The 21187-nt window shown below is 61.8% G+C and carries 20 protein-coding genes; 9 read left to right on the forward strand and 11 right to left on the reverse strand.

Going from position 1 to position 21187, the window contains the following annotated elements:
- Window positions 1-46 precede the first annotated feature (46 nt).
- Together AC3ITY_RS13160 and AC3ITY_RS13165 are read right to left on the reverse strand one after the other, a co-directional pair.
- The gene (locus AC3ITY_RS13160) at window positions 47-667 is read right to left on the reverse strand and encodes a LysE family translocator (RefSeq protein WP_489309699.1); all 621 of its coding nucleotides are present in this window, start codon (window positions 665-667) and stop codon (window positions 47-49) included.
- A gap of 91 nt (window positions 668-758) precedes the next feature.
- The gene (locus AC3ITY_RS13165) at window positions 759-1655 is read right to left on the reverse strand and encodes a DMT family transporter (protein WP_489309701.1); all 897 of its coding nucleotides are present in this window, start codon (window positions 1653-1655) and stop codon (window positions 759-761) included.
- A gap of 89 nt (window positions 1656-1744) precedes the next feature.
- On the opposite strand from AC3ITY_RS13165, the gene AC3ITY_RS13170 reads away from it, so the two are divergent.
- Both AC3ITY_RS13170 and AC3ITY_RS13175 read left to right on the forward strand, forming a co-directional pair.
- On the forward strand, window positions 1745-3076 hold the full coding sequence (locus AC3ITY_RS13170) for an aminotransferase-like domain-containing protein (protein WP_489309703.1): 1332 nt from the start codon (window positions 1745-1747) through the stop codon (window positions 3074-3076).
- A gap of 86 nt (window positions 3077-3162) precedes the next feature.
- Entirely contained in the window at window positions 3163-3750 is a 588-nt protein-coding gene (locus AC3ITY_RS13175; protein WP_223458098.1) for a LysE family translocator, read from the forward strand.
- 198 nt (window positions 3751-3948) lie between these two features.
- On the opposite strand, the gene AC3ITY_RS13180 is transcribed toward AC3ITY_RS13175, so the two are convergent.
- Window positions 3949-4794, reverse strand: a complete 846-nt coding sequence (locus AC3ITY_RS13180; protein WP_489309706.1) for an AraC family ligand binding domain-containing protein — start codon at window positions 4792-4794, stop codon at window positions 3949-3951.
- 37 nt (window positions 4795-4831) lie between these two features.
- Window positions 4832-5335 carry a VOC family protein gene (locus AC3ITY_RS13185; RefSeq protein ID WP_489273306.1) on the reverse strand — a complete coding sequence of 168 codons (504 nt, stop codon included), beginning with the start codon at window positions 5333-5335 and terminating at the stop codon, window positions 4832-4834.
- 266 nt (window positions 5336-5601) lie between these two features.
- Here AC3ITY_RS13185 and AC3ITY_RS13190 point away from each other — a divergent pair, with 266 nt between their 5' ends.
- From AC3ITY_RS13190 to AC3ITY_RS13215, 6 genes are all read left to right on the forward strand, one after another.
- Complete coding sequence (locus AC3ITY_RS13190) at window positions 5602-5850, forward strand: transmembrane sensor/regulator PpyR (RefSeq protein ID WP_489309708.1); 249 nt, start codon at window positions 5602-5604, stop codon at window positions 5848-5850.
- Complete coding sequence (locus tag AC3ITY_RS13195) at window positions 5850-7004, forward strand: NnrS family protein (RefSeq protein WP_489309710.1); 1155 nt, start codon at window positions 5850-5852, stop codon at window positions 7002-7004. The genes AC3ITY_RS13190 and AC3ITY_RS13195 overlap by 1 nt, the downstream gene beginning before the upstream one ends.
- A 172-nt stretch (window positions 7005-7176) precedes the next feature.
- Window positions 7177-7632 carry a (2Fe-2S)-binding protein gene (locus AC3ITY_RS13200; RefSeq protein WP_489309712.1) on the forward strand — a complete coding sequence of 152 codons (456 nt, stop codon included), beginning with the start codon at window positions 7177-7179 and terminating at the stop codon, window positions 7630-7632.
- Window positions 7633-7639: 7 nt separating this feature from the next.
- A complete protein-coding gene (locus AC3ITY_RS13205) occupies window positions 7640-9808 on the forward strand; it encodes a xanthine dehydrogenase family protein molybdopterin-binding subunit (protein ID WP_489309714.1) in 2169 nt (722 codons plus the stop codon).
- Between the two features lies 1 nt (window position 9809).
- Window positions 9810-10391 (forward strand): hypothetical protein, encoded by a 582-nt coding sequence (locus tag AC3ITY_RS13210; protein WP_489309716.1) that lies wholly within the window; start codon window positions 9810-9812, stop codon window positions 10389-10391.
- Window positions 10392-10464: 73 nt separating this feature from the next.
- Window positions 10465-11046 carry a GGDEF domain-containing protein gene (locus tag AC3ITY_RS13215; protein WP_489309718.1) on the forward strand — a complete coding sequence of 194 codons (582 nt, stop codon included), beginning with the start codon at window positions 10465-10467 and terminating at the stop codon, window positions 11044-11046.
- A 142-nt stretch (window positions 11047-11188) separates the two neighbouring features.
- On the opposite strand, the gene AC3ITY_RS13220 is transcribed toward AC3ITY_RS13215, so the two are convergent.
- Entirely contained in the window at window positions 11189-11614 is a 426-nt protein-coding gene (locus tag AC3ITY_RS13220) for a VOC family protein (RefSeq protein WP_223459466.1), read from the reverse strand.
- Between the two features lie 113 nt (window positions 11615-11727).
- Here AC3ITY_RS13220 and AC3ITY_RS13225 point away from each other — a divergent pair, with 113 nt between their 5' ends.
- Window positions 11728-12588 carry a LysR family transcriptional regulator gene (locus AC3ITY_RS13225; protein ID WP_489309720.1) on the forward strand — a complete coding sequence of 287 codons (861 nt, stop codon included), beginning with the start codon at window positions 11728-11730 and terminating at the stop codon, window positions 12586-12588.
- Window positions 12589-12783: 195 nt separating this feature from the next.
- Here the strand turns inward: AC3ITY_RS13225 and fabI are convergent, their stop codons facing one another.
- From fabI to AC3ITY_RS13255, 6 genes are read right to left on the reverse strand one after another with little or no spacing between them, the layout of a single operon-like run.
- On the reverse strand, window positions 12784-13578 hold the full coding sequence (fabI, locus tag AC3ITY_RS13230; protein ID WP_057398455.1) for an enoyl-ACP reductase FabI: 795 nt from the start codon (window positions 13576-13578) through the stop codon (window positions 12784-12786).
- 19 nt (window positions 13579-13597) lie between these two features.
- A complete protein-coding gene (locus tag AC3ITY_RS13235; protein ID WP_489309723.1) occupies window positions 13598-15208 on the reverse strand; it encodes an ABC transporter ATP-binding protein in 1611 nt (536 codons plus the stop codon).
- Between the two features lies 1 nt (window position 15209).
- Window positions 15210-16229, reverse strand: a complete 1020-nt coding sequence (locus AC3ITY_RS13240; protein ID WP_223459471.1) for an ABC transporter permease — start codon at window positions 16227-16229, stop codon at window positions 15210-15212.
- 1 nt (window position 16230) lies between these two features.
- Window positions 16231-17304 (reverse strand): microcin C ABC transporter permease YejB, encoded by a 1074-nt coding sequence (locus tag AC3ITY_RS13245; protein WP_489309725.1) that lies wholly within the window; start codon window positions 17302-17304, stop codon window positions 16231-16233.
- A gap of 4 nt (window positions 17305-17308) precedes the next feature.
- On the reverse strand, window positions 17309-19150 hold the full coding sequence (locus tag AC3ITY_RS13250; RefSeq protein WP_489309727.1) for an extracellular solute-binding protein: 1842 nt from the start codon (window positions 19148-19150) through the stop codon (window positions 17309-17311).
- On the reverse strand, window positions 19147-20967 hold the full coding sequence (locus tag AC3ITY_RS13255; RefSeq protein ID WP_489310857.1) for an extracellular solute-binding protein: 1821 nt from the start codon (window positions 20965-20967) through the stop codon (window positions 19147-19149). The genes AC3ITY_RS13250 and AC3ITY_RS13255 overlap by 4 nt, the downstream gene beginning before the upstream one ends.
- Between the last annotated feature and the right edge of the window lie 220 nt (window positions 20968-21187).

Below are 21187 nucleotides of genomic sequence, written 5' to 3' on the forward strand. Positions count from 1 at the left end.
GTTCATTACACACAGCACCGCCGCTCCCACATTAAGTGCAAATCCTTCAGGCACGTCTGGCCATCAGCAGTACCGAAGCCGCCGCCGACAGCAACCCCGAGCAGCAGCGGTTGAACATCCGCTTCCCAGACGGCCTGGCGAACCAGCGGCGCATGTGCAGGCCCATGTAGGCGTAAGCGCCGATGGCGATCCATTCCAGCACCAGAAACAGTGCACCCAACACCACGAATTGCGGCGCAATGGCGTGGGTCGAGTCGACGAATTGCGGCAGGAATGCGGTGAATATCAGGATGGCCTTGGGGTTGCCGGCCGCGACCAGGAATTCCTGCCGGGCCAGCGCCAGCGTGCCCACGGGGGCTGTGGTGGCAACGTTTTCGACACCCGGATCGGCGCGCCACAATTGCCAGGCGAGGTAGAACAGGTAGGCCGCGCCGAGGATCTTGATGGCGTAGAACAGCAGCTCGGAGGTTTGCAGCACCACCGCCAACCCCGCCGAGGCCAGGGCAATCATCCCGGAGAACGCCAGCAACCGGCCGATGCCGGCCACACAGGCGGTACGGTAGCCATAGCGGGTCGAATTGCTGACCGACAGCAGGTTGTTGGGGCCGGGTGCCATGTTGAGGGCGAAGCAGGCCGGCAGAAACAGGGTGAGGGTGGCGAGGTCCATGGTGGGCTCCTGTAGCAAGAACGCTATTTCTATCACGGCTTACCCTTGGCCAGACCCATACAGTCATGGGTGCAAACCACCGTACACGGGGCTATCTGGCGAACTTTTTCGCCCCGGCGACGCAGAGGATCACGGCGACGGTGACACCCAGCATGCCTACGCTGACCTGTTCATGCAGCAGGGTGGCAGCCAGGGTCAGCCCGAAAAACGGCTGAAGCAGCTGCAATTGCCCGACGGCGGCGATGCCCCCTTGGGCCAGGCCGCGGTACCAGAACACGAAACCGATCAGCATGCTGAACAGCGAGACGTAAGCCAGGCTGAACCAGGCCGGCGTGCTGATGCCGGTGAACGAATCCGGCATGCGCATCCAGCTGAGCACCGCCACAACCGGCAGCGACAGCACCAGCGCCCAGCTGATCACCTGCCAGCCACCCAGGGCGCGCGACAGCTTCGCGCCTTCGGCATAGCCCAGACCGCAGGCGAGGATGGCCAGCAGCATCAGGATGTCGCCCTGGGGGGAGGCGGTCAGCCCCTGGGACAGGGCAAACCCGACCACCAGCAGGCTGCCCAGCACCGAGAAAATCCAGAACGCCGCCCGTGGCCGCTCGCCGCCACGCAGGACGCCGAACACCGCCGTCGCCAGGGGCAACAGGCCGACGAAGACGATCGAGTGCGCGGATGTCACGTATTGCAGCGCCAGCGCGGTCAACAGGGGAAAGCCGACGACCACGCCCAGGGCAACGATGATCAGCGGTATCAGTTGCTGGCGCGCCGGGCGTTTTTCCTTGAATAACCACAGCAGGCACAGCGCCAGGATCGCTGCGATGGTCGCGCGCGCGACCGTCAGGAACACCGGATCAAACTCCAGCACCGCCACCCGTGTCGCCGGCAGCGAGCCGCTGAAGATCACCACGCCGATCAGGCCATTGATCCAGCCGTTGGTGCTGTTTTCCAGCGTCCGGTGTTGCAGGTTCGAGGTCCGTTCCATTTGGCTCACGCTCATTGTCTGATTGCACGAAACTCATCGTATGAGCGACTATCGATACAATCAAAAAATTGTCATGGATACATCTCGACATGCCTCGATCCCGCTACAAGACCCTGGTGGATGCCTTTGCCGCCGACATCCGCTCCGGTCGTTTACCGCCCGGCACGCGCCTGCCGACTCACCGGCAACTGGCTACAGAGCATGGTTTGGCGCTGGTGACCGCCAGCCGGGTGTATGCCGAGCTGGAGGGCATGGGCCTGGTCAGCGGTGAAACCGGACGCGGGACCTTTGTCAGGGAAACCTCGCTGCCGCCGGGGCAGGGCATCTCGCAGCACGTGGTGGCGGCGGGGATGATCGACCTGAACTTCAACTACCCGTCATTGCCCGGTCAGGCCGACCTGTTGCGCACGGCCTTGCGTCAACTGGCGTTGTCCGGTGACCTGGAATCGCTCCTGCGCTATCAGCCTCACGCGGGACGCCTGCACGAGCGGGCTTCGGTCGCGCGCCATCTGCTTGACCGCGGGCTGAGCGTGCCGGCCGAACAGGTGTTGATCGTCAGCGGCGCCCAGCATGGCCTGGCGGTGGCGATGATGACGCTGCTCAAGCCCGGCGACGTGATCGCCGCCGATGCGTTGACCTATCCCGGTTTCAAGACCCTGGCCGAAACCCTGCATCTGGAAGTCTTGCCGATTCCGGTCACGGATACCGGGCCTGATCTGCCTGCCCTGGAAAAACTCTGTCGCAGCCGATCGGTACGGGCTGTGTACTCGATGCCGACTTTGCACAACCCTTTGGGCTGGGTGATGGACCTCGATCAGCGCGAGCAGTTGGTGGCGATTGCGCGCCGGCATGACCTGACGATCATCGAGGACGCGGCCTACGCGTTCCTGGCCGAAAATGTACCGCCGCCATTGGCCGAGCTGGCGCCGGAGAGGACGGTGTACGTGTCCGGCCTGTCGAAGAATGTCGCCACCGGGCTGCGTGTTGGCTTCATCGCCGCACCCGCGCATTGGGTCGCCGCCTTCGAGCGCACCATCATGGCGACCACCTGGAACACCCCGGGCGTGATGACCGCCATCGTTACGGCCTGGCTCGACGACGGCACCGTCAGCCAACTGGAGGCGCAAAAACGCGCGGACGCCCGGGCGCGGCAAGCCTTGGCCCGTGAGGTGCTGGCAGGGCTCAGGACCATCAGTCACCCGAACTCCTACTTCATCTGGCTGCCGTTGGCGGAAGACGCCCGGGCCGACCAGATCGCCATGGCGCTGATGCGCGAGCAGGTGTCGGTGTCGCCGGCCGAGCCCTTTGCGATTTCGGCCCATGTGCCACACGCGATACGCCTGGCGTTGGGCTCCGTGGACATGGACTCGCTGCGGGTTGCCCTGGGCAAGGTGAAAAACGTCGTTGGCTATTACTCATAGCGCTGCAGGGCAGTTTTCTTCAATACGCGAGCCGCTCGGCTCTTTACCTTGAGGGCCTTGTTCAATTCGATGGAAGAAGGTGTGCAATGAGTCTGATGATGTCCATGGCGGCGTTTGCGCTGGTCGCTTCCATCACGCCGGGGCCGGTCAATATCGTGGCGTTGAGTTCTGGCGCGCGCTTTGGCTTCAGGGCCAGCCAGCGTCACGTGGCCGGGGCCACCCTGGGGTTTGTCTTGCTGTTGGTGCTGATGGGCCTGGGCCTGCATGAGTTGTTGCAGCGCTGGCCGGCGCTGACCCAGGTGGTGCAATGGGCGGGGGTAGCCTTTCTGTTGTACATGGCCTTCAAGCTGGCGGCCGACAATGGGCAGGTGCAGGCCAGTGAGTCGGCCCAGGCGCCGTCGATGCTGTATGGCGCCATCATGCAATGGCTCAACCCGAAGGCCTGGCTGGCCTGCGTGGCCGGCATGGGCGCGTTTGTCGCCGATGGCGAGGCGCGCCTGGTCTGGCAGTTCGCCGCGATTTATCTGGTGATCTGCTATGTGTCGGTCGGTTGCTGGGCATATGCCGGGACGTTTTTGCGCGGTTTTCTGAATAACTCGGCGGGTATGCGCCTGTTCAATCGCGCCATGGCGTTGCTGCTGGTGGTGAGTGCGGTGTACCTGTTGTTGCCGTAACGGCCGGATGCTGTGGCGAGAATGCTTGCCGCACAGCTTTTGTGGCGAGGGAGCTTGCTCCCGATGGGCTGCGAAGCGGCCCCCGGGTTCCTTCAGACAAATCTTGCATGCAGGTTTTGCGACGGCTTCGCCGCCGAGCGGGAGCAAGCTCCCTCGCCACAGACTCAACCAAGCCACAGATTTAGTCAGGTCACAGACTCAGCCAATGTCCCACCCCCGATACTGCCCCGGTGTCGCCGCCAAATGCTGTTTGAACGCCCGTTGAAAATGCGCCTGATCGGCGAACCCCGCTTCCAGTGCCACGTCCGCGATCAGCTTGCCGCTGCGCAATTGATCCTGGGCGAACTGGATGCGCCGGTTCACCAGGAACGCGTGGGGTGTCATGCCGTAATGCTGTTTGAAGGCGCGGATCAGGTAGGACGGCGACAGTTGCGCCGCCTCACAAATGTCTTCGAGCCTGAGGGTTTGCGTGCAGTGGTCGCGGATGTAGTCGGCCGCGCGCTCCAGCTTGAAGTTGGGTTCGCGCAGCGGCGGGTTGGCCGGGTTGAGTCGTAGCTGAACCTCGGTAAAGAATTCCACGGCCACGCTGTGTTTGCGCAGCACGTCTTTCTGTGGATCTACCAGCACTTCATACAAGCCCGCGAGGCCGGCAAACAGGTGGGTGTCCCGGGTATGGGTCAGCGAAAAGCGGCGAAACGCCGCGTCATCGCTGAACCCGAGCTGATGCTGCAAATCGGTCAGCCACGGCGTATCGACGTACAGCATCAGGTACGACCAGGGTTGGTCTTCGATCGGATTGCAGGCGTGGACGTCGCCGGGGTTCATCAGCACGACGGTGCCGACGCTGACCTCGAACGCCGACTGCTCATGGAGATAGGTGCTGCGCCCGGCGGTGATCGCCCCGATGGAAAAGTGCTCGTGGGCGTGCCGGGTGTAGCAGACTTCGCGCCCGTCGGCGATGGAGCGGGCTTCGATGAAGGGCAGGGCATCATCGCGCCAGAAGCGCGGGGCCTTGTCGGCGTTCTTGGCAACGGCGTGCTTCATGCTCGCTCACTCCTCGGCAGGTCAGCGCCCGAGTGTATTAGCTCTCGCCGTCAAAGGCGCGCTGCAACGTCGCAATATCGAGTTTTTTCATCTGCATCATCGCCTGCATGGCCCGTTGGGATTTTTTCGTGTCGGGGTCTTTGATCATGTCCATCATCGCCACGGGGACGATTTGCCACGACAGCCCGAACTTGTCCTTGAGCCAACCGCATTGCTGGGCCTCGGGCACGCCACCGGCCGACAGGTTGCCCCAGTAATGGTCGACTTCTTCCTGGCTCAGGCAATTGACCTGAAACGAAACCGCTTCACTGAACGTGAACAACGGCCCGCCGTTGAGGCCGGTGAAACTCTGCCCGTCGAGTTCGAAGCTGACGGTCATGACCGAGCCCTCTGGCCGGCCGTGGAACTCGAATCCGGCGTGGCCGTAATGGGTGATGGCAGTGATTTTCGAGTGGTCGAAGATCGAGCAATAGAATTTCGCCGCTTCTTCGGCCTGATCGTCGAACCACAGGCAGGGCGTGAGTTTTTGTACGCGTAGCATGGTGCCAGCTCCTCTGCAGGTAACGCATGTTCCGGACTTTCAGCGTAGTCAGGCTCTGCTCGTCTGGCCGTACCGTAGATCGAGAAAATTGCCACAGGGCTGCGAAGGTGTAGTCGAAATGACTTTAAATGGAGTCAAACAGACTATTTGTGTGGTGGGTCGTTATGACTCGTATGTGCGCAAGTACCTGGATTTAAAGGGGTAAAAACCTGGCACGGGACTTGATGAGGTAAACGTACAACTGAACGCCTTCAGGAGTACGCAAAATGTTCAATTTCTTCAGCAATCCTCAGAATGTTCTCGACTTATCGAGCCGTGTGCTCGGCGCTGGCATGGCGATGCTGCTGGCCGGTATCTACGGTGCCTATCTTTACGACGGTCACCTGTCGATCGTCGTGCTGGTGGCCATGCACGCCATGACCATTCTCGGCCCGACCCTGTTGAAAATCGGATACGTGATGCGCCTGCTTTCCCAGTATCGCCTGAGCCAATTCCCGGCCCGAGTGGTGGCTTGATGCGCAAACTGGCGGCTGCACCGGTCTTCAGCCTGGGCTTTCGACCCTTCTTTCTGGCCGGGGCCGGGTTCGCAGCCCTCGCCATCGCAATCTGGGCCTTGTGGCTGTACGGTCGTTTACCCGGTGCGCAACCGGTGGGCGGCATGCTCGCCTGGCATCGACATGAAATGCCTTTCGGATTTGCCACGGCCATCATTGCCGGGTTCCTGCTGACGGCGGTGCCCAACTGGACCGGTCGGCCGGGGCTCAAGGGCTGGCCGCTGATCGGCCTGGTGCTGGTGTGGCTGCTGGCACGGTTGGCCTGGTGCCTGCCGATACCTGTGCCCTTGCTGCTGGCCTTGCAGGTTCCATTTCTGCCGTTGCTGGCGTGGGGGTTGGGGCGCGATCTGCTGGCCGCGGGCAAGCGCGAGAATTATCCGATTCTGTTGATGGTGACGCTGCTGGCCGGGTGTCAGGCGTTGACGTTGCTGGGGTTCGCCGTTGATGACGCCAATCTGCAACGACATGGCGTGATGGCTGCCTTGTGGCTGGTGGGCGCGCTGATGAGCGTGATCGGCGGGCGGGTGATTCCGTTCTTTATCCAGCGCGGCTTGAACCGTCCCGCAACGCCTGCGGCCCATCCATTGCCGGGCAAGGTGTTGCTGATCAGCGCCATGCTGGCGGCGGTGTCCTTTGCCGCCGGTTTGAATGACGTCCCACGGGTGTGGCTGGCGCTGTTGTTTGCGTTGATCAGCGGTTTGCATCTGCTGCGATTGTGGCGCTGGCATGATCGTGGCCTGTGGCGCGTGCCGCTGCTGTGGTCGCTGTACCTGGCCTACGCCTGGCTCGCGGTGGCGACGCTGGCCATGGCGCTGTGGCACCTGGGCTGGATGCCGCAGCAAAGCCTGGCCACCCATTCACTGGCCGTTGGCGGCATCGGCGGGTTGGTTCTGGCGATGATTGCGCGGGTCAGCCTGGGGCATACCGGCCGCTTGTTGCAGCCGTCCAAGGCGATCGTTGCGGGGTTTGCCCTGTTGTTGCTGGCGGGTGTATGTCGAGTGTGGTTGGTGCCTTTTTCCGGTCAGGGTTTGGCGCTGTCGGCGTTGCTGTGGTGTAGCGCTTTCGGTGTTTTTGTCTGGCGCTACACCGGCATTTTATTGGGGCCGAGGCTCTAGCCAAGACCTTCAGGGCCGCCCTTCGAGGCGGCTTTTTCATGACCGGTGGTCGATGCGCCACGGTCTGCCGGCAAATTTGCGCTTAGCTGAAGGGATAACCCGAGGCGCGCGCAGGTTGGACAAGGCCGCAGCGACGCCCCTTCAGATCACCCTGAGTCTGAGGAACCGCGCCATGCTCACCCTGAACATCAATGGCCAGGATCAGGAGCTGGATGTCCCCGCCGACATGCCGCTGCTCTGGGTCTTGCGCGATGTCGCCCACCTCACCGGCACCAAATTCGGCTGCGGCATCGCCCAATGCGGGGCCTGCACCGTGCACGTCGATGGCGCTCCGCGGCGCTCCTGCATCACACCGGCCACGGCCGTGGCCGATGGACAGAAGATACTCACCATCGAAGGCCTTTCCGCAGACGGTTCGCACCCGGTCCAACAGGCATGGGCAGAACTTGACGTGGTCCAGTGTGGCTACTGCCAGTCCGGGCAGATCATGTCGGCGGCGGCCTTGCTGGCGAAAATTCCTAAACCGACCGACAGCGACATCGATCAGGCGCTGTCCGGCAACATCTGCCGTTGCGGCACTTACCCGCGGATCCGCGCGGCGGTCAAACGCGCTGCCGAGCTGGGTTGAGGTGGCCATGAACAGCATCAACGCGTTATCGCGCCGTGGTTTTCTCAAGGGCAGTGCCATGCTGGGCGGTGGGCTGGTGGTAGCGTTTGCCATGCCCGGTGCCCACCGTTTCGCCATGGGCGCGGAGAACCAGGGCAACGTGTTTGCACCCAACGCTTTCCTGCGCATTGGCAATGACAACAGCGTCACCGTGTTGCTGGGGCATTCGGAAATGGGCCAGGGCATCTGGACTGGCCTGACCATGCTGATCGCCGAAGAACTGGACGCCGACTGGACGAAGATCCGCGTCGAGCATTCCCCGGCTTCAGCCGCCGATTACGGCCTGCCCGGCTTTGGCGGGATGCAGATCACCGGCGGCTCGACCTCGACCTGGATGGAGTTCGACCGCTATCGCCAGGCCGGCGCGGCGGCGCGCTTGATGTTGATCGACGCGGCGGCCAAGCGTTTCAACGTTGCGCCGTCCGAGATTCATACAGAGTCGGGGGTGGTCATTGCCGGTGAACAGCGTGCCACCTATGGCGAGTTGGCCGATGACGCCGGGCAATTGCCACGGCCGGACCCAGCCTCGATCAAACTCAAGGACGCAAAGGACTGGCGGCTGATCGGCAAGCCCACCAAGCGCCTGGACACGCCGGAGAAAATCACCGGCCGGGCGAAATTCGGCATGGACGTGCAGTTTGACGGGCTGATGACCGCGATGGTCGCCCGTTCACCCACCTTCGGCGGCAGCGTCAAATCCTTTGAAGGCGCCGAAGCGCTGGCGATTCCGGGCGTGCACAAAGTGGTGCAAGTGCCGACGGGCATCGCGGTGATTGCCGATCATTTTTGGGCGGCGAAGCTGGGGCGCGATGCGCTGAAAATCGAGTGGAATCCGGGGCCGAACGCCGGGCTCAATAGCCGGGCGCTGCTGGAAAACTTCCGCAAACTCGCTGCCACTCCCGGCATGAACGCCGGTCAGGCGGGCGATACCCAGGCTGCGCTGGCGAAAGCGGCCAAGAAAATCGACGTTGAATACAGCGTGCCTTATCTGGCCCACGCGCCGATGGAGCCGCTGAACTGCACAGTGAGCATCACCAAGGACAAATGCGAAATCTGGACCGGCACCCAGTTCCAGACCCTGGACCAAATGGTCGCCGGGAAAATCACCGGGCTCAAACCCGAACAGGTCGAGATCCATACCGAATTTCTCGGCGGCGGCTTCGGGCGCCGGGCCAATCCGACTTCGGACTTCGTCAGCGAAGCGGTGTTTGTCGCCAAGGCCGCCGGTGCACCGGTGAAAACCGTGTGGGCGCGGGAGGACGACATCCGCGGCGGCTATTACCGCTCGGCGTTCCTGCACCATGCGCGTATCGGGCTGGGCGCTGACGGTGTGCCGCTGGCTTGGAAGCATGTGATGGTCGGGCAGTCGATCATGGCCGGGACTTCGCTTGAAGCGAGCATGGTCAAGGACGGGATCGACAAGACCTCCGTCGAAGGCGTGGCCGACAGCCCTTACTTCGAAGGACTGGCCAATCACCAGATCGAACTGCACTCACCGAAAACCGGCATCAGCGTGTTGTGGCTGCGTTCGGTGGGGCACACCCACACCGCGTTTGTCATGGAGTCGCTGATCGATGAGCTGGCCACGGCGACCGGCAAGGATCCGGTGGAATATCGGCGCACCTTGCTCAAGGACCATCCGCGCCACCTCGGTGTACTGAACCTCGCGGTGGAGAAGGCCAACTGGAAGGCGCCTCTGCCGGACGGCCATGCCCTGGGTGTGGCAGTGCATGAATCGTTCGGCAGCTACGTGGCCCAAGTGGCCGAGGTGTCCCAGGACAACCTCGCCATCCGCGTACACCGGGTGGTGTGTGCGGTGGACTGCGGTATTGCGGTCAACCCGCAGAGCATCGCCGCGCAGATGGAGTCGTGCATCACCTTTGGCCTCAGCTTCGCCTTGCACAGCAAGCTGACGCTCAAGGACGGGCAGGTGGTGCAGTCCAACTACCACGACTATCAGGTGCTGCGGCTCAACGAAATGCCGGTGGTCGAAGTGCATATCGTGCCCAGCAGCGACAAACCCGGTGGTATCGGCGAAGCCGGTGTGCCGCCCACGGCACCGGCGGTGGCCAACGCGGTGTTTGCCCTGACCGGGCAGCGCCTGCGGGAGCTGCCGCTGCAGCTGTCGGGGGTGTGAGATGAAACGACATCATTGGTTGCTTGGGACGGTGATCCTGATCTGTCTCGTAGTCTACGCATCGCACGTGTTCGCCGAAGACCGCGAGGCCTTGCAGGCGTTCGACACCGTGCAGAAAGTCTTCCAGAGCCCTCGTTGCCAGAACTGCCACATTCCCGGGGATTCGCCGCTGCAATTCGATGCTGGCGTGCCCCACGCCATGAATGTCGTGCGGGGCATGGACGGCAAGGGCTCGGCCGGGTTGCCCTGTGCAACCTGCCATGGCCAAAGCAATTCGCCGGCCAGTTACGGTCCGCACGCGCCACCCGGGGCGCCGCACTGGAGCCTGCCGCCAACAGCGCAGCGGATGGCCTGGATTGGCCTGCCAGCCGATCGGCTGTGCGCGATGATCAAGGACCGCTCCAGCAACGGCGATCGGGATTTTGCCGCGCTGATCAAGCACGTCAGCGACGACAAGCTGGTGCTGTGGGGCTGGAACCCCGGCGGCAATCGCGCGCCGGTACCGGTGCCCCACGATATCTTCGTCACCCGGTTCAAACGCTGGGCCGATGCAGGAGGGCCGTGCCCGGTGGCAGGTAGCTGACCAACGGCACGCTAACAGGGAGTCAATGTGGGTACGGGCGACTCTAACGTGCATACCCGCCAAGGAGTGAACGATGTTGATCTCAGGCAAAACGGGCAAAACGGGCCGATCCGCCAACCCGTTGCTCACGCCACAGCAAGAACGTGAACGGCTGCGCGATCTGGCTCGCCGGGCCGAGCAAGAGCTGGCAGGCGTGCAGATGGCGAGCATGGATGAGCTGACGCTGCTGTCCAATCGCCATGGTTTCACCGCGCTGGCCCGGCTCGGGCTGGACGCCTGCCGGGAACTGGGGACGCCGGCGACGCTGCTGTACTTCACCCTCGATGAATTCAAGCGCATGAGCTATCTGTATGGCCGGGCCAAAGGTGACGATGCGCTGAAGACGTTCGCCGATGTCCTGCGTATCGGCTTTCGTGAAAGCGATGTGGTCGGCCGACTTGAAGGCGACCGGTTCGTGGCGCTGCTGACCGGTTCCAGCGTCGTGGAGATTGCGGCGATCAAGGTACGGCTCAATGAGATTCTCGATGAACGCAACGCTACGGCGCATCGCAGTTATGACATTCGGTTCAGCGTTACCCAGGTCGAATATGACCCCACTGCTCATGACTCAATCGAGGAACTGCTGGGTGAGGCCGAGCGTTTGATGAGCCGTTAGGGCGGTGTTGTGTTGGCGGGCCTCATCGTCGGATCGCCGCCCGGAGCAGGCTCGCTCCCACAGATTTTGTGAACGCCACAAATCCACTGTGGGAGCGAGCTTGCTCCGGGCGGCGATCCGACGAAGGCGTCCTGACAGACAACTATTTGGCAAACAACTGCCCAATGTCCTTGAACGCCTTGAACTCCAGCGCATTACCGCAAGGATCAAACAGAAACATCGTCGCCTGTTCACCCACCAGCCCCTGAAAACGAATCCCCGGTTCGATCACGAAGCGAGTCCCCAGTGACTTCAACCGTTCGGCCAGCGCCTCCCACTCGGCCATCCCGAGCACCACGCCAAAATGCGGCACCGGCACATCGTGACCATCCACGGCATTGGTGTGCGCGGCTTCTTGCGCAGGGCTTTTCGGTGCCAGGTGAATCACCAGTTGATGGCCGAAGAAATTGAAATCGACCCAATGCTCGCTGGAACGACCTTCTTCCAGGCCAAACACTGAACCATAGAAATGTCGGGCGGCCGGTAAGTCGTAGACCGGGATGGCCAGGTGAAAAGGGGACAATTGCATCAGGCGAACCTCGTTGGTGGGTGGGAATGTGTCGAGTTTAGCCCTGTGCTTTTTGATTGAAAGACGATAATTTTTGCGTCGAGCTCAAATAATTTCGATCAATCGAGGCCGCCATGCTGCGAGAACTGAAAACCTTTATCGCAGTGGCGCGTTACGGCACGTTCGCCGCGGCCGGCATGCACATTGGCCTGACGCAATCGGCGGTCAGTGCGCAGATTCGCAATCTGGAACAGGCCCTTGGCATCCGTCTGTTCGACCGCACCGGCCGCCAGGCGCTGCTCAATGCGGCGGGGCAGCGGGCGTTGCCGATGGCCAGGGAAATGCTCGAAACCTTCAGCCGCATGGCTGTCAGTGACGATGTCAGCGAGTACCGTGGCGAACTGAAAATCGGCGCGGTGGCGACCGCCCAGACCGGGCTGTTGCCCCAGGCTTTATTGCGATTGCGCCAGCAGGCGCCATTGCTGGAACCCAAGCTGGTGCCCGGTGTGTCACTGAACCTGCTGAGCCAGGTGGACACGGGAGAAGTGGACCTGGCGATCCTGATCAAGCCGCCGTTTGAGTTGCCCAAGGAGTTGTCCGCGCAGGTGATTCGCCGGGAACCCTTCGTGCTGATCGTACCGGCGGACCTGGACGGCGAAGATCCGTTACAACTGCTCGCCGAACACCCTCATGTGCGCTACGACCGCAATTCGTTTGGCGGGCGGCTGGTGACGCGGTTTCTGCGCGAACAGAAGATTGAGGTGCGCGTGGCGCTGGAGCTGGATGAACTGGAGGCCATTGTCAAAATGGTCGAGTGCGGCTTGGGGGTTTCCCTGTTGCCGGAGGCCGGGTTGTGGCTTGAGCATGGGGCGAAAGTCAGGGTGATCCGTTTGGGCGAGCTGACCTTCTATCGAGAGATTGTGTTGTTGCAGCGCTACAGCCAGCGGATGCAGCCGATTCAGCAGTTGTTTGCGCAATGTCTGACACAACACTAACCCTGTAGGAGCGAGCTTGCTCGCGAAGGTCGTCAACGATAACGCGCGCAGTCTGGATGAACGCGGCGTGCCCGGGTTTTTCGTCGGAACGCCGCCCGGAGCAAGCTCGCTCCTACAGGGGGGCTGCATCGCCCGGGGAAATCGCAGGCATAAAAAACCCGCCAAAAGAGGCGGGTTTTTTTGGCTGACCGAAGATTACTCTTCGAGGCTGCCCATGGCCGTGGTGTTGAAACCACCGTCCACGTACATGATTTCACCGCTGATGCCGGACGCCAGGTCCGAGCACAGGAAGGCGCCGGCGTTGCCGACTTCTTCGATGGTGACGTTGCGGCGCAGCGGGGTTTGCGCCTCGTTGGCGGCCAGCATCTTGCGGAAGTTCTTGATACCGGAAGCGGCGAGGGTGCGGATCGGGCCAGCCGATACACAGTTGACGCGAGTACCGTCCGGGCCCAGGGAGCCGGCCAGGTAACGTACGCCAGCTTCCAGGGAAGCCTTGGCCATGCCCATCACGTTGTAGTTGGGCATGGTGCGCTCGGCGCCCAGGTACGACAGGGTCAGCAGGCTGCCGTTGCGGCCTTTCATCATTTCGCGGCCAGCCTTGGCCAGGGCCACGAAGCTGTAGGCGCTGATGTCGTGCGAGATGCGGAAACCTTCACGGGTGGTGGCTTCAGTGAAGTCGCCGTCCAGTTGGTCGCCCGGGGCGAAGCCTACGGAGTGCACGATGCAGTCCAGGCCGTCCCACTTCTTGCTCAGCTCTTCGAAGACCTTGGCGATTTCTTCATCGCTGGCCACGTCGCACGGGAAGCACAGCTCAGGGCTCGAACCCCAGCCTTGTGCGAACTCTTCGACACGACCCTTGAGTTTGTCGTTCTGATAAGTGAAGGCAAGCTCAGCGCCCTCGCGATGCATGGCGGCAGCGATGCCGGATGCGATGGACAGCTTGCTGGCGACACCGACGATCAGTACGCGCTTACCGGCGAGAAAACCCATGTGTTGCTCCTCTTTCAGGTTATTGCGCAGTGGCCGGAGCCAGAAAAGCGGCTTCCAGCAACTGCTGTGTATACGGATGTTGGGGGGCGGCAAAAATGCTTTGCGCGTCCCCCTGTTCGACCACTTGGCCATGCTTGACCACCATCAACTGGTGGCTCAGCGCTTTCACCACAGCCAGGTCATGGCTGATAAACAGATACGTCAGGTTGTACTTGGTTTGCAGTGAACGTAAAAGCTCCACTACCTGGCGTTGTACCGTGCGGTCGAGGGCCGAAGTCGGCTCGTCCAGCAAAATCAACGCCGGTTTTAACACCAATGCCCGGGCAATGGCGACTCTCTGCCGTTGCCCGCCGGAAAATTCGTGGGGGTAGCGGTGCCGGGTTTCCGGATCCAGGCCTACCTCCTTGAGTGCTGCAATGATCGCTTGTTCCTGTTCCGCCGCGGTGCCCATCTTGTGGATCCGCAGGCCTTCGCCAACGATGTCATTCACGCACATCCGCGGGCTCAGGCTGCCGAACGGGTCCTGAAACACCACCTGCATCTCCCGCCGCAGCGGCCTGACCTGTTGCTGCGTCAGGCAGTCTAGCTGCTGTCCTTCAAAACGAATGGCGCCTTTGCTGGCGATCAACCGCAAAATCGCCAGGCCCAGTGTCGATTTGCCGGAACCGCTTTCACCCACGATCCCCAGGGTCTGGCCCTGGGGCAGGCTGAAGTTGATGCCGTCGACCGCCTTGACGTAATCCACCGTGCGCTTGAGCAGGCCTTTCTTGATCGGAAACCAGACTTTCAGGTCCTCGACCGCCAGCAAGGGCGGGCCGATCACGTTGCTTGCAGGCTTGCCGCCGGGCTCCGCTGCCAGCAGTTCCCGAGTGTACGGATGCTGCGGCGCGCGGAACAATTCTTCGCACGATGCCTGTTCGACGATGCAACCTTGCTGCATGACACATACGCGATGCGCAATTCTTCGCACAAGGTTCAAATCGTGGCTGATCAGCAGTAGCGCCATGCCCAGGCGGGCCTGCAGTTCCTTGAGCAATTCGAGGATTTTCAGCTGGACGGTCACGTCCAGCGCGGTGGTGGGCTCGTCGGCGATCAACAGTTCCGGCTCGTTGGCCAGGGCCATGGCGATCATCACCCGCTGGCGCTGACCGCCGGACAATTCGTGGGGTAGGGCCTTGAGGCGCTTGTGCGGCTCGGGGATGCCAACCATCTCCAGCAGCTCCAGGGTGCGTTTGGTCGCGACCTTGCCGGTCAGGCCCTTGTGGATGCCCAGCACTTCGTTGATCTGCTTCTCGATCGAGTGCAGCGGATTGAGCGAAGTCATCGGCTCCTGAAAGATCATCGCAATCCGGTTACCGCGAATGTGGCGAATGGTTTTTTCTTTCAGGTCCAGCAGGTTCTGCCCGGAATACAAGATGGTGCCGGACGGATGCCGCGCGAGCGGGTAGGGCAGCAGGCGCAGGATCGAGTGTGCGGTGACCGATTTGCCGGAACCGCTCTCGCCGACCAAAGCCAGGGTTTCACCGCGCTTGATGTCGAAGCTGACACCTTCGACCGCCAGCTGGCAGCGATTGCCGACGACAAAATCGACGGACAGGTCGCGCACTTCGATCAGATTGTTCTGATTCATTTCACTTCCTCGGGTCGAAGGCATCGCGAGCGGACTCGCCGATGAACACCAGCAAACTCAACATCAAGGCCAGCACGGCAAAGGCGCTGATGCCCAGCCACGGCGCCTGCAGGTTGGATTTGCCCTGGGCCACCAGTTCACCCAGGGACGGGCTACCCGCCGGCAGGCCGAAACCAAGGAAGTCCAGGGCGGTCAGCGTACCGATGGCGCCGGTGAGGATGAACGGCATGAAGGTCATGGTCGAGACCATCGCGTTGGGCAGGATATGGCGGAACATGATCGCACCGTTCTGCATGCCCAGGGCGCGGGCGGCGCGCACGTATTCCAGATTGCGCCCGCGCAGGAATTCGGCGCGCACCACGTCCACCAGGCTCATCCACGAGAACAGCAGCATGATCCCCAATAACCACCAGAAGTTGGGCTGCACGAAACTGGCAAGGATGATCAGCAGGTACAGCACCGGCAGTCCGGACCAGATCTCCAGGAACCGCTGCCCGGCCAGGTCCACCCAGCCCCCGTAGAAACCCTGCAAGGCCCCGGCGATCACGCCGATGATCGAGCTGAGCACGGTCAGGGTCAGGGCGAACAGCACCGAAATGCGGAAACCGTAGATCACCCGGGCCAACACGTCGCGGCCCTGATCGTCGGTGCCCAGCAGGTTATCCGTCGAGGGCGGGGCCGGGGCCGGGACTTTCAGGTCGTAGTTGATGCTCTGGTAGCTGTAGGGAATCGGCGCCCACAGCACCCAGGCGTCCTTGGCCTTGAGCAGTTCGCGGATGTACGGGCTCTTGTAGTTGGCCTCCAGCGGAAATTCGCCGCCGAAGGTGGTTTCCGGGTAGCGCTTGAGCGCCGGGAAGTACCAGTTGTTGTCGTAGTGCACCACCAGCGGCTTGTCGTTGGCGATCAACTCGGCGCCCAGGCTGGCGCCGAACATGATCAGAAACAGCCACAGCGACCACCAGCCACGCTTGTTGGCCTTGAACAGTTCGTAGCGTCGGCGATTGAGAGGGGACAGGTTCATCTCAATGCTCCCGGCTTTCGAAGTCGATGCGCGGATCGACAAAGGTATAGGTGAGGTCGCCGATCAGTTTAACCACCAGTCCGAGCAGGGTGAAGATGAACAGCGTGCCGAACACCACCGGGTAATCGCGGTTGATCGCCGCTTCGAAACTCATCAGGCCGAGGCCGTCGAGGGAGAAGATCACCTCCACCAGCAACGAACCGGTGAAGAAGATGCCGATGAGGGCCGAGGGGAAACCGGCGATCACCAGCAGCATGGCGTTGCGGAACACATGGCCGTACAGCACGCGGCGGTTGGTCAGGCCTTTGGCCCTGGCGGTGATCACGTACTGTTTGTTGATCTCGTCGAGGAAGCTGTTCTTGGTCAACAGGGTCATGGTTGCGAAGTTGCCGATGACCAGCGCGGTCACTGGCAGCGCCAGGTGCCAGAAGTAGTCGAGGATCTTGCCGCCCATGCTCAACTCGTCGAAGTTGTTCGAGGTCAGCCCGCGCAACGGGAACCAGTCCAGGTAACTGCCGCCGGCGAACACCACGATCAGCAGGATGGCGAACAGGAATGCCGGGATCGCGTAGCCGACGATGATCGCCGAACTGGTCCAGACGTCGAAGTGGCTGCCGTGCCGCTTGGCCTTGGCGATCCCCAGCGGGATCGACACCAGGTACATGATCAGCGTGCTCCATAGTCCGAGGGAGATCGACACCGGCATCTTTTCCTTGATCAGGTCGATGACCTTGGCGTCGCGGAAGAAGCTGTCGCCGAAATCCAGGGACGCATAGTTCTTGACCATGATCCACAAGCGTTCCGGCGCCGATTTGTCAAAGCCGTACATGTGCTCGATTTCCTTGATCAGCGCCGGGTCCAGGCCCTGGGCGCCGCGATAGGCCGAGCCTGCCACCGAGACTTCGGCACCGCCGCCAGCGATGCGGCTGGTGGCGCCTTCGAAGCCTTCGAGCTTGGCGATCATCTGCTCCACCGGCCCGCCCGGGGCGGCCTGGATGATCACGAAGTTGATCAGCAAGATGCCGAACAGGGTCGGAATGATCAGCAACAGTCGCCGAAAAATGTACGCCAGCATCTGATTACTCCGTGCCCGCAGGATCGGCCTGCAGTGTGGTTTCGACTTCTATCGCCGGCTTGATGTCGGGCTTGACCCACCAGGTCGCCGTGCCGATGTCATATTTAGGCGAGACCTTTGGATGGCCGATGTGGTTCCAGTACGCCACGCGCCAGGTCTTGATGTGCCAGTTGGGTATTACGTAATAGCCCCATTGCAGCACCCGGTCCAGCGCCCGGGCGTGGGCCACCAGGCTGTTGCGCGAATCGGCGTTGATCAGTTGCTCGACCAGTTGATCGACCACCGGATCTTTCAGCCCCATGGAATTGCGGCTGCCGGGTTTGTCGGCAGCGGCCGACATCCAGAATTCCCGTTGTTCATTACCCGGCGAGTTGGATTGCGGGAAGCTGCCGACGATCATGTCGAAGTCCCGGGAACGCACGCGGTTGATGTATTGCGAGACGTCGACCCGGCGGATCACCAGATCAATGCCCAGGTCACTCAGGTTGCGCTTGAACGGCAGCAGCACCCGTTCGAATTCGGTCTGGGCCAACAGGAATTCGATGACCACCGGTTTGCCGGTGGCATCGACCATTTTGTCATCGACGATGCGCCAGCCGGCCTCTTGCAGCAGTTGATAGGCTTGCCGTTGCTGGGCGCGGATCATGCCGCTGCCGTCGGTGGTCGGGTTCTGGAAGGCTTCGCTGAACACCTGCGGTGGCAGCTTGCCGCGGAACGGCTCGAGGATCGCCACTTGATCGGCATCAGGCAGGCCGGTGGCGGCCATTTCCGAGTTTTCGAAGTAACTGCGGGTACGCGCATAGGCACCGTTGAACAGTTGCTTGTTGGTCCATTCGAAGTCCAGCAGCAGCGACAAGGCCTGACGCACGCGCACATCCTGGAACACCGGGCGGCGCAGGTTGAAGACGAACCCTTGCATGCCGGTCGGATTGCCGTTGGGAATCTGTTCCTTGACCAGTCGACCTTCGGTGACCGCCGGAGTGTTGTAGGCATTGGCCCAGTTTTTCGCGGTCATTTCCAGCCAGTAGTCAAACTGCCCGGCCTTGAGCGCTTCCAGAGCCACCGTGTTGTCGCGGTAGTAATCGGTGGTCATTACGTCGAAGTTGTAAAACCCCCGATTGACCGGCAGGTCCTTGCCCCAGTAGTCCTTGACCCGCTCGTAACGCACCGAGCGTCCCGCCTTCACTTCGCTGACCTTGTACGGGCCGCTGCCCAGCGGGATTTCCAGGTTGCCCTTGTTGAAGTCGCGGTCGGCCCACCAGTGCTTGGGCAGCACCGGCAACTGGCCGAGGATCAGCGGCAGTTCGCGGTTGTTGGTGTGCTTGAACTTGAACAGTACGGTGAGCGGGTCTTCGGCGACCACTTCGGCCACGTCGTTGTAGTAGCCGCGGTACATCGGCGCGCCATCCTTGGTCAGCATCTGGAAGCTGAATACCACGTCCTCGGCGCGTATCGGATGGCCGTCATGGAAGCGTGCTTCGGGGCGCAGGTAGAAGCGCACCCAGGCGTTGTCCGGAGCTTTCTCGATCAGCCGGGCAATCAAGCCGTACTCGGTGAACGGCTCGTCCAGGCCTTGCTTGGCCAGGGTGTCGTAGATGTTGCCGATATCGTCCGCCGGCACGCCTTTGCTGATGAACGGGTTGAGACTGTCGAAGCCACCGAAACCGGCCTGACGGAAAATCCCGCCCTTGGGCGCGTCCGGATTGACGTAGTCGAAGTGTTTGAAATCGGCCGGGTATTTCGGCGGCTCGTTGTACAGGGTCACGGCATGTTGCGGGGCGGCGCAGGCCAGCCCGGCGAATAGCAGACCGCTGGCCTGCAGGAGCAGGGCACGGATGGGTTTCATTGATCTTTCTCCGAAGATTTCAGCCACCACGCGTTCAGGGCCAGGGTGTAAGGCGGCGTGGTGACGAAGGCGAGCCGGTTGCGGTACGCCAGACGGTGATAATTGAGGTACCAGTTGGGAACGATGTAGTGCTGCCACAGCAGCACGCGGTCGAGGGCCTTGCCGGCGGCGACTTGTTCATCGCGGGTCTGGGCGGCCAGCAACTGTTCGAGCAAATGGTCGACCACCGGGTTGGCAATGCCGGCGAAGTTCTTGCTGCCCTTGACCCCGGCCTGGCTGGAGTGAAAGTACTGCCATTGTTCCAGGCCGGGGCTGAGCGTCTGGTTGAGGGTCATCAGAATCATGTCGAAATCGAACTGGTCGAGGCGCTGCTTGTATTGCGCGCGATCGACCGTGCGCAGCCGCGCATCGATGCCGATGCTGGCGAGGTTCTCGATGTAAGGCTGGAGGATGCGTTCCAGGTTCGGGTTGACCAGCAGCAGTTCCAGGCGCAAAAGCTGCCCGGCGGCGTTTTGCAGACGCTGGCCATTGAGCTTCCAGCCAGCTTCGGCGAGCAGGCCGAGGGCTTTGCGCAGAGTCTCCCGGGGGATGCCACTGCCGTCGGTCTGCGGCAGGCTGAACGGCTCGGTAAAGAGCCTGGCCGGCAGTTGCTCGCGATAGGGCTTGAGCAACAGCCATTCATGCCCGACCGGCAACCCGCTGGCCGAGAACTCGCTGTTGGGGTAGTAACTCATGGCGCGTTGGTAGGCGCCGCCGAACAGCGTGCGGTTGGTCCATTCAAAGTTGAACATCAGCCCCAGCGCTTCACGGACCTTGGCGTCCGAGAAAGCCGGACGGCGGCTGTTCATGAACAGGCCCTGGGTCTGGGTCGGGATCTGGTGGGGAATCTGTGCCCTGATCACCTCGCCGCGGCGTATGGCGGGGAAGTTGTAGCCGGTGTCCCAGTTCTTCGCCTGATGCTCGATGTAGATATCGAATTCACCGGCCTTGAACGCCTCGAACGCCACGTCGCTGTCGCGGTAGAACTCAACTTCCATGCGGTCGAAGTTGTACTTGCCGCGATTGACCGGCAGGTCTTTGCCCCAGTAGTCCTTGACCCGTTCGAAGACGATCTGTCGTCCCGGCGTGACCGAGGTGATGCGATACGGCCCGCTGCCCAGCGGCGGCTCGAAAGTGGTGGCCTTGAAGTCGCGGCCTTTCCAGTAGTGCTGCGCCAGCACCGGCATTTCGCCCAGGCGCAGGATCAGCAGCGGATTGCCGGCGCGCTTGAACACGAAGCGGATGCGCTGCGGGTTGAGGATGTCGACCCGCGACACTTCCTGAAGGCTGGTGCGGTACAGCGGATGGCCTTCCTTGAGCAACACGCGATAGGAGAACGCGACGTCGTAGGCGGTGATCGGCGTGCCGTCATGGAAGCGTGCTTCAGGACGCAGGTTGAACACCACCCAGCTGCGGTTCTCGCTGTATTCCACCGACTGGGCGATCAGGCCATAGCTGGACGCGGGCTCGTCACCCGAAGGCGCGTACTGTCCGGTACCGACCATCAGCGGCTCGTTGAGCTCGTTGATACCGTATTGCAGGAAGTTCGGCGTGGTGACCGGGCTGGTGCCTTTGAAGGTGTAGGGGTTGAGCGTATCGAAGGTGCCAAACGCCATGACCCGCAACGTACCGCCCTTGGGCGCTTGCGGGTTGACCCAGTCGAAGTGGGTAAATCGGGCTGGGTACTTGAGCGTGCCGAACTGCGCATAACCATGGCTTTCGCTGATCGTCGCGCTTGCGGTGGAGCTCAAGGCCAGGCTGATCAGGAGCAGGGGCAGGGGACGCTTCAAATAGGGGATCCGATCCAGGCGGCTTGGGCTTTGTGGACCGTACAGTAACAGCTTGTATGGACAGGAAAAAGACGGGGGGTTAATGCGCAATATCGGCCGGGCCACAATCCTGTAGGAGCGAGCTTGCTCGCGAAGGCGGCCTGACAGACGAAATGGATGTTGATTGTGCCGGCGCCTTCGCCGGCAAGCCAGCTCCTACAGGTTTTGT

This window comes from Pseudomonas sp. GL_091, from assembly GCF_057837725.1.

Bases quoted from the DNA above. Each gene is read 5' to 3' on its own strand.
- AC3ITY_RS13160 (WP_489309699.1), bottom strand. From the start codon at position 667: ATGGACCTCGCCACCCTCACCCTGTTTCTGCCGGCCTGCTTCGCCCTC.
- AC3ITY_RS13165 (WP_489309701.1), bottom strand. From the start codon at position 1,655: ATGGAACGGACCTCGAACCTGCAACACCGGACGCTGGAAAACAGCACC.
- AC3ITY_RS13170 (WP_489309703.1), top strand. From the start codon at position 1,745: ATGCCTCGATCCCGCTACAAGACCCTGGTGGATGCCTTTGCCGCCGAC.
- AC3ITY_RS13175 (WP_223458098.1), top strand. From the start codon at position 3,163: ATGAGTCTGATGATGTCCATGGCGGCGTTTGCGCTGGTCGCTTCCATC.
- AC3ITY_RS13180 (WP_489309706.1), bottom strand. From the start codon at position 4,794: ATGAAGCACGCCGTTGCCAAGAACGCCGACAAGGCCCCGCGCTTCTGG.
- AC3ITY_RS13185 (WP_489273306.1), bottom strand. From the start codon at position 5,335: ATGCTACGCGTACAAAAACTCACGCCCTGCCTGTGGTTCGACGATCAG.
- AC3ITY_RS13190 (WP_489309708.1), top strand. From the start codon at position 5,602: ATGTTCAATTTCTTCAGCAATCCTCAGAATGTTCTCGACTTATCGAGC.
- AC3ITY_RS13195 (WP_489309710.1), top strand. From the start codon at position 5,850: ATGCGCAAACTGGCGGCTGCACCGGTCTTCAGCCTGGGCTTTCGACCC.
- AC3ITY_RS13200 (WP_489309712.1), top strand. From the start codon at position 7,177: ATGCTCACCCTGAACATCAATGGCCAGGATCAGGAGCTGGATGTCCCC.
- AC3ITY_RS13205 (WP_489309714.1), top strand. From the start codon at position 7,640: ATGAACAGCATCAACGCGTTATCGCGCCGTGGTTTTCTCAAGGGCAGT.
- AC3ITY_RS13210 (WP_489309716.1), top strand. From the start codon at position 9,810: ATGAAACGACATCATTGGTTGCTTGGGACGGTGATCCTGATCTGTCTC.
- AC3ITY_RS13215 (WP_489309718.1), top strand. From the start codon at position 10,465: ATGTTGATCTCAGGCAAAACGGGCAAAACGGGCCGATCCGCCAACCCG.
- AC3ITY_RS13220 (WP_223459466.1), bottom strand. From the start codon at position 11,614: ATGCAATTGTCCCCTTTTCACCTGGCCATCCCGGTCTACGACTTACCG.
- AC3ITY_RS13225 (WP_489309720.1), top strand. From the start codon at position 11,728: ATGCTGCGAGAACTGAAAACCTTTATCGCAGTGGCGCGTTACGGCACG.
- fabI (WP_057398455.1), bottom strand. From the start codon at position 13,578: ATGGGTTTTCTCGCCGGTAAGCGCGTACTGATCGTCGGTGTCGCCAGC.
- AC3ITY_RS13235 (WP_489309723.1), bottom strand. From the start codon at position 15,208: ATGAATCAGAACAATCTGATCGAAGTGCGCGACCTGTCCGTCGATTTT.
- AC3ITY_RS13240 (WP_223459471.1), bottom strand. From the start codon at position 16,229: ATGAACCTGTCCCCTCTCAATCGCCGACGCTACGAACTGTTCAAGGCC.
- AC3ITY_RS13245 (WP_489309725.1), bottom strand. From the start codon at position 17,304: ATGCTGGCGTACATTTTTCGGCGACTGTTGCTGATCATTCCGACCCTG.
- AC3ITY_RS13250 (WP_489309727.1), bottom strand. From the start codon at position 19,150: ATGAAACCCATCCGTGCCCTGCTCCTGCAGGCCAGCGGTCTGCTATTC.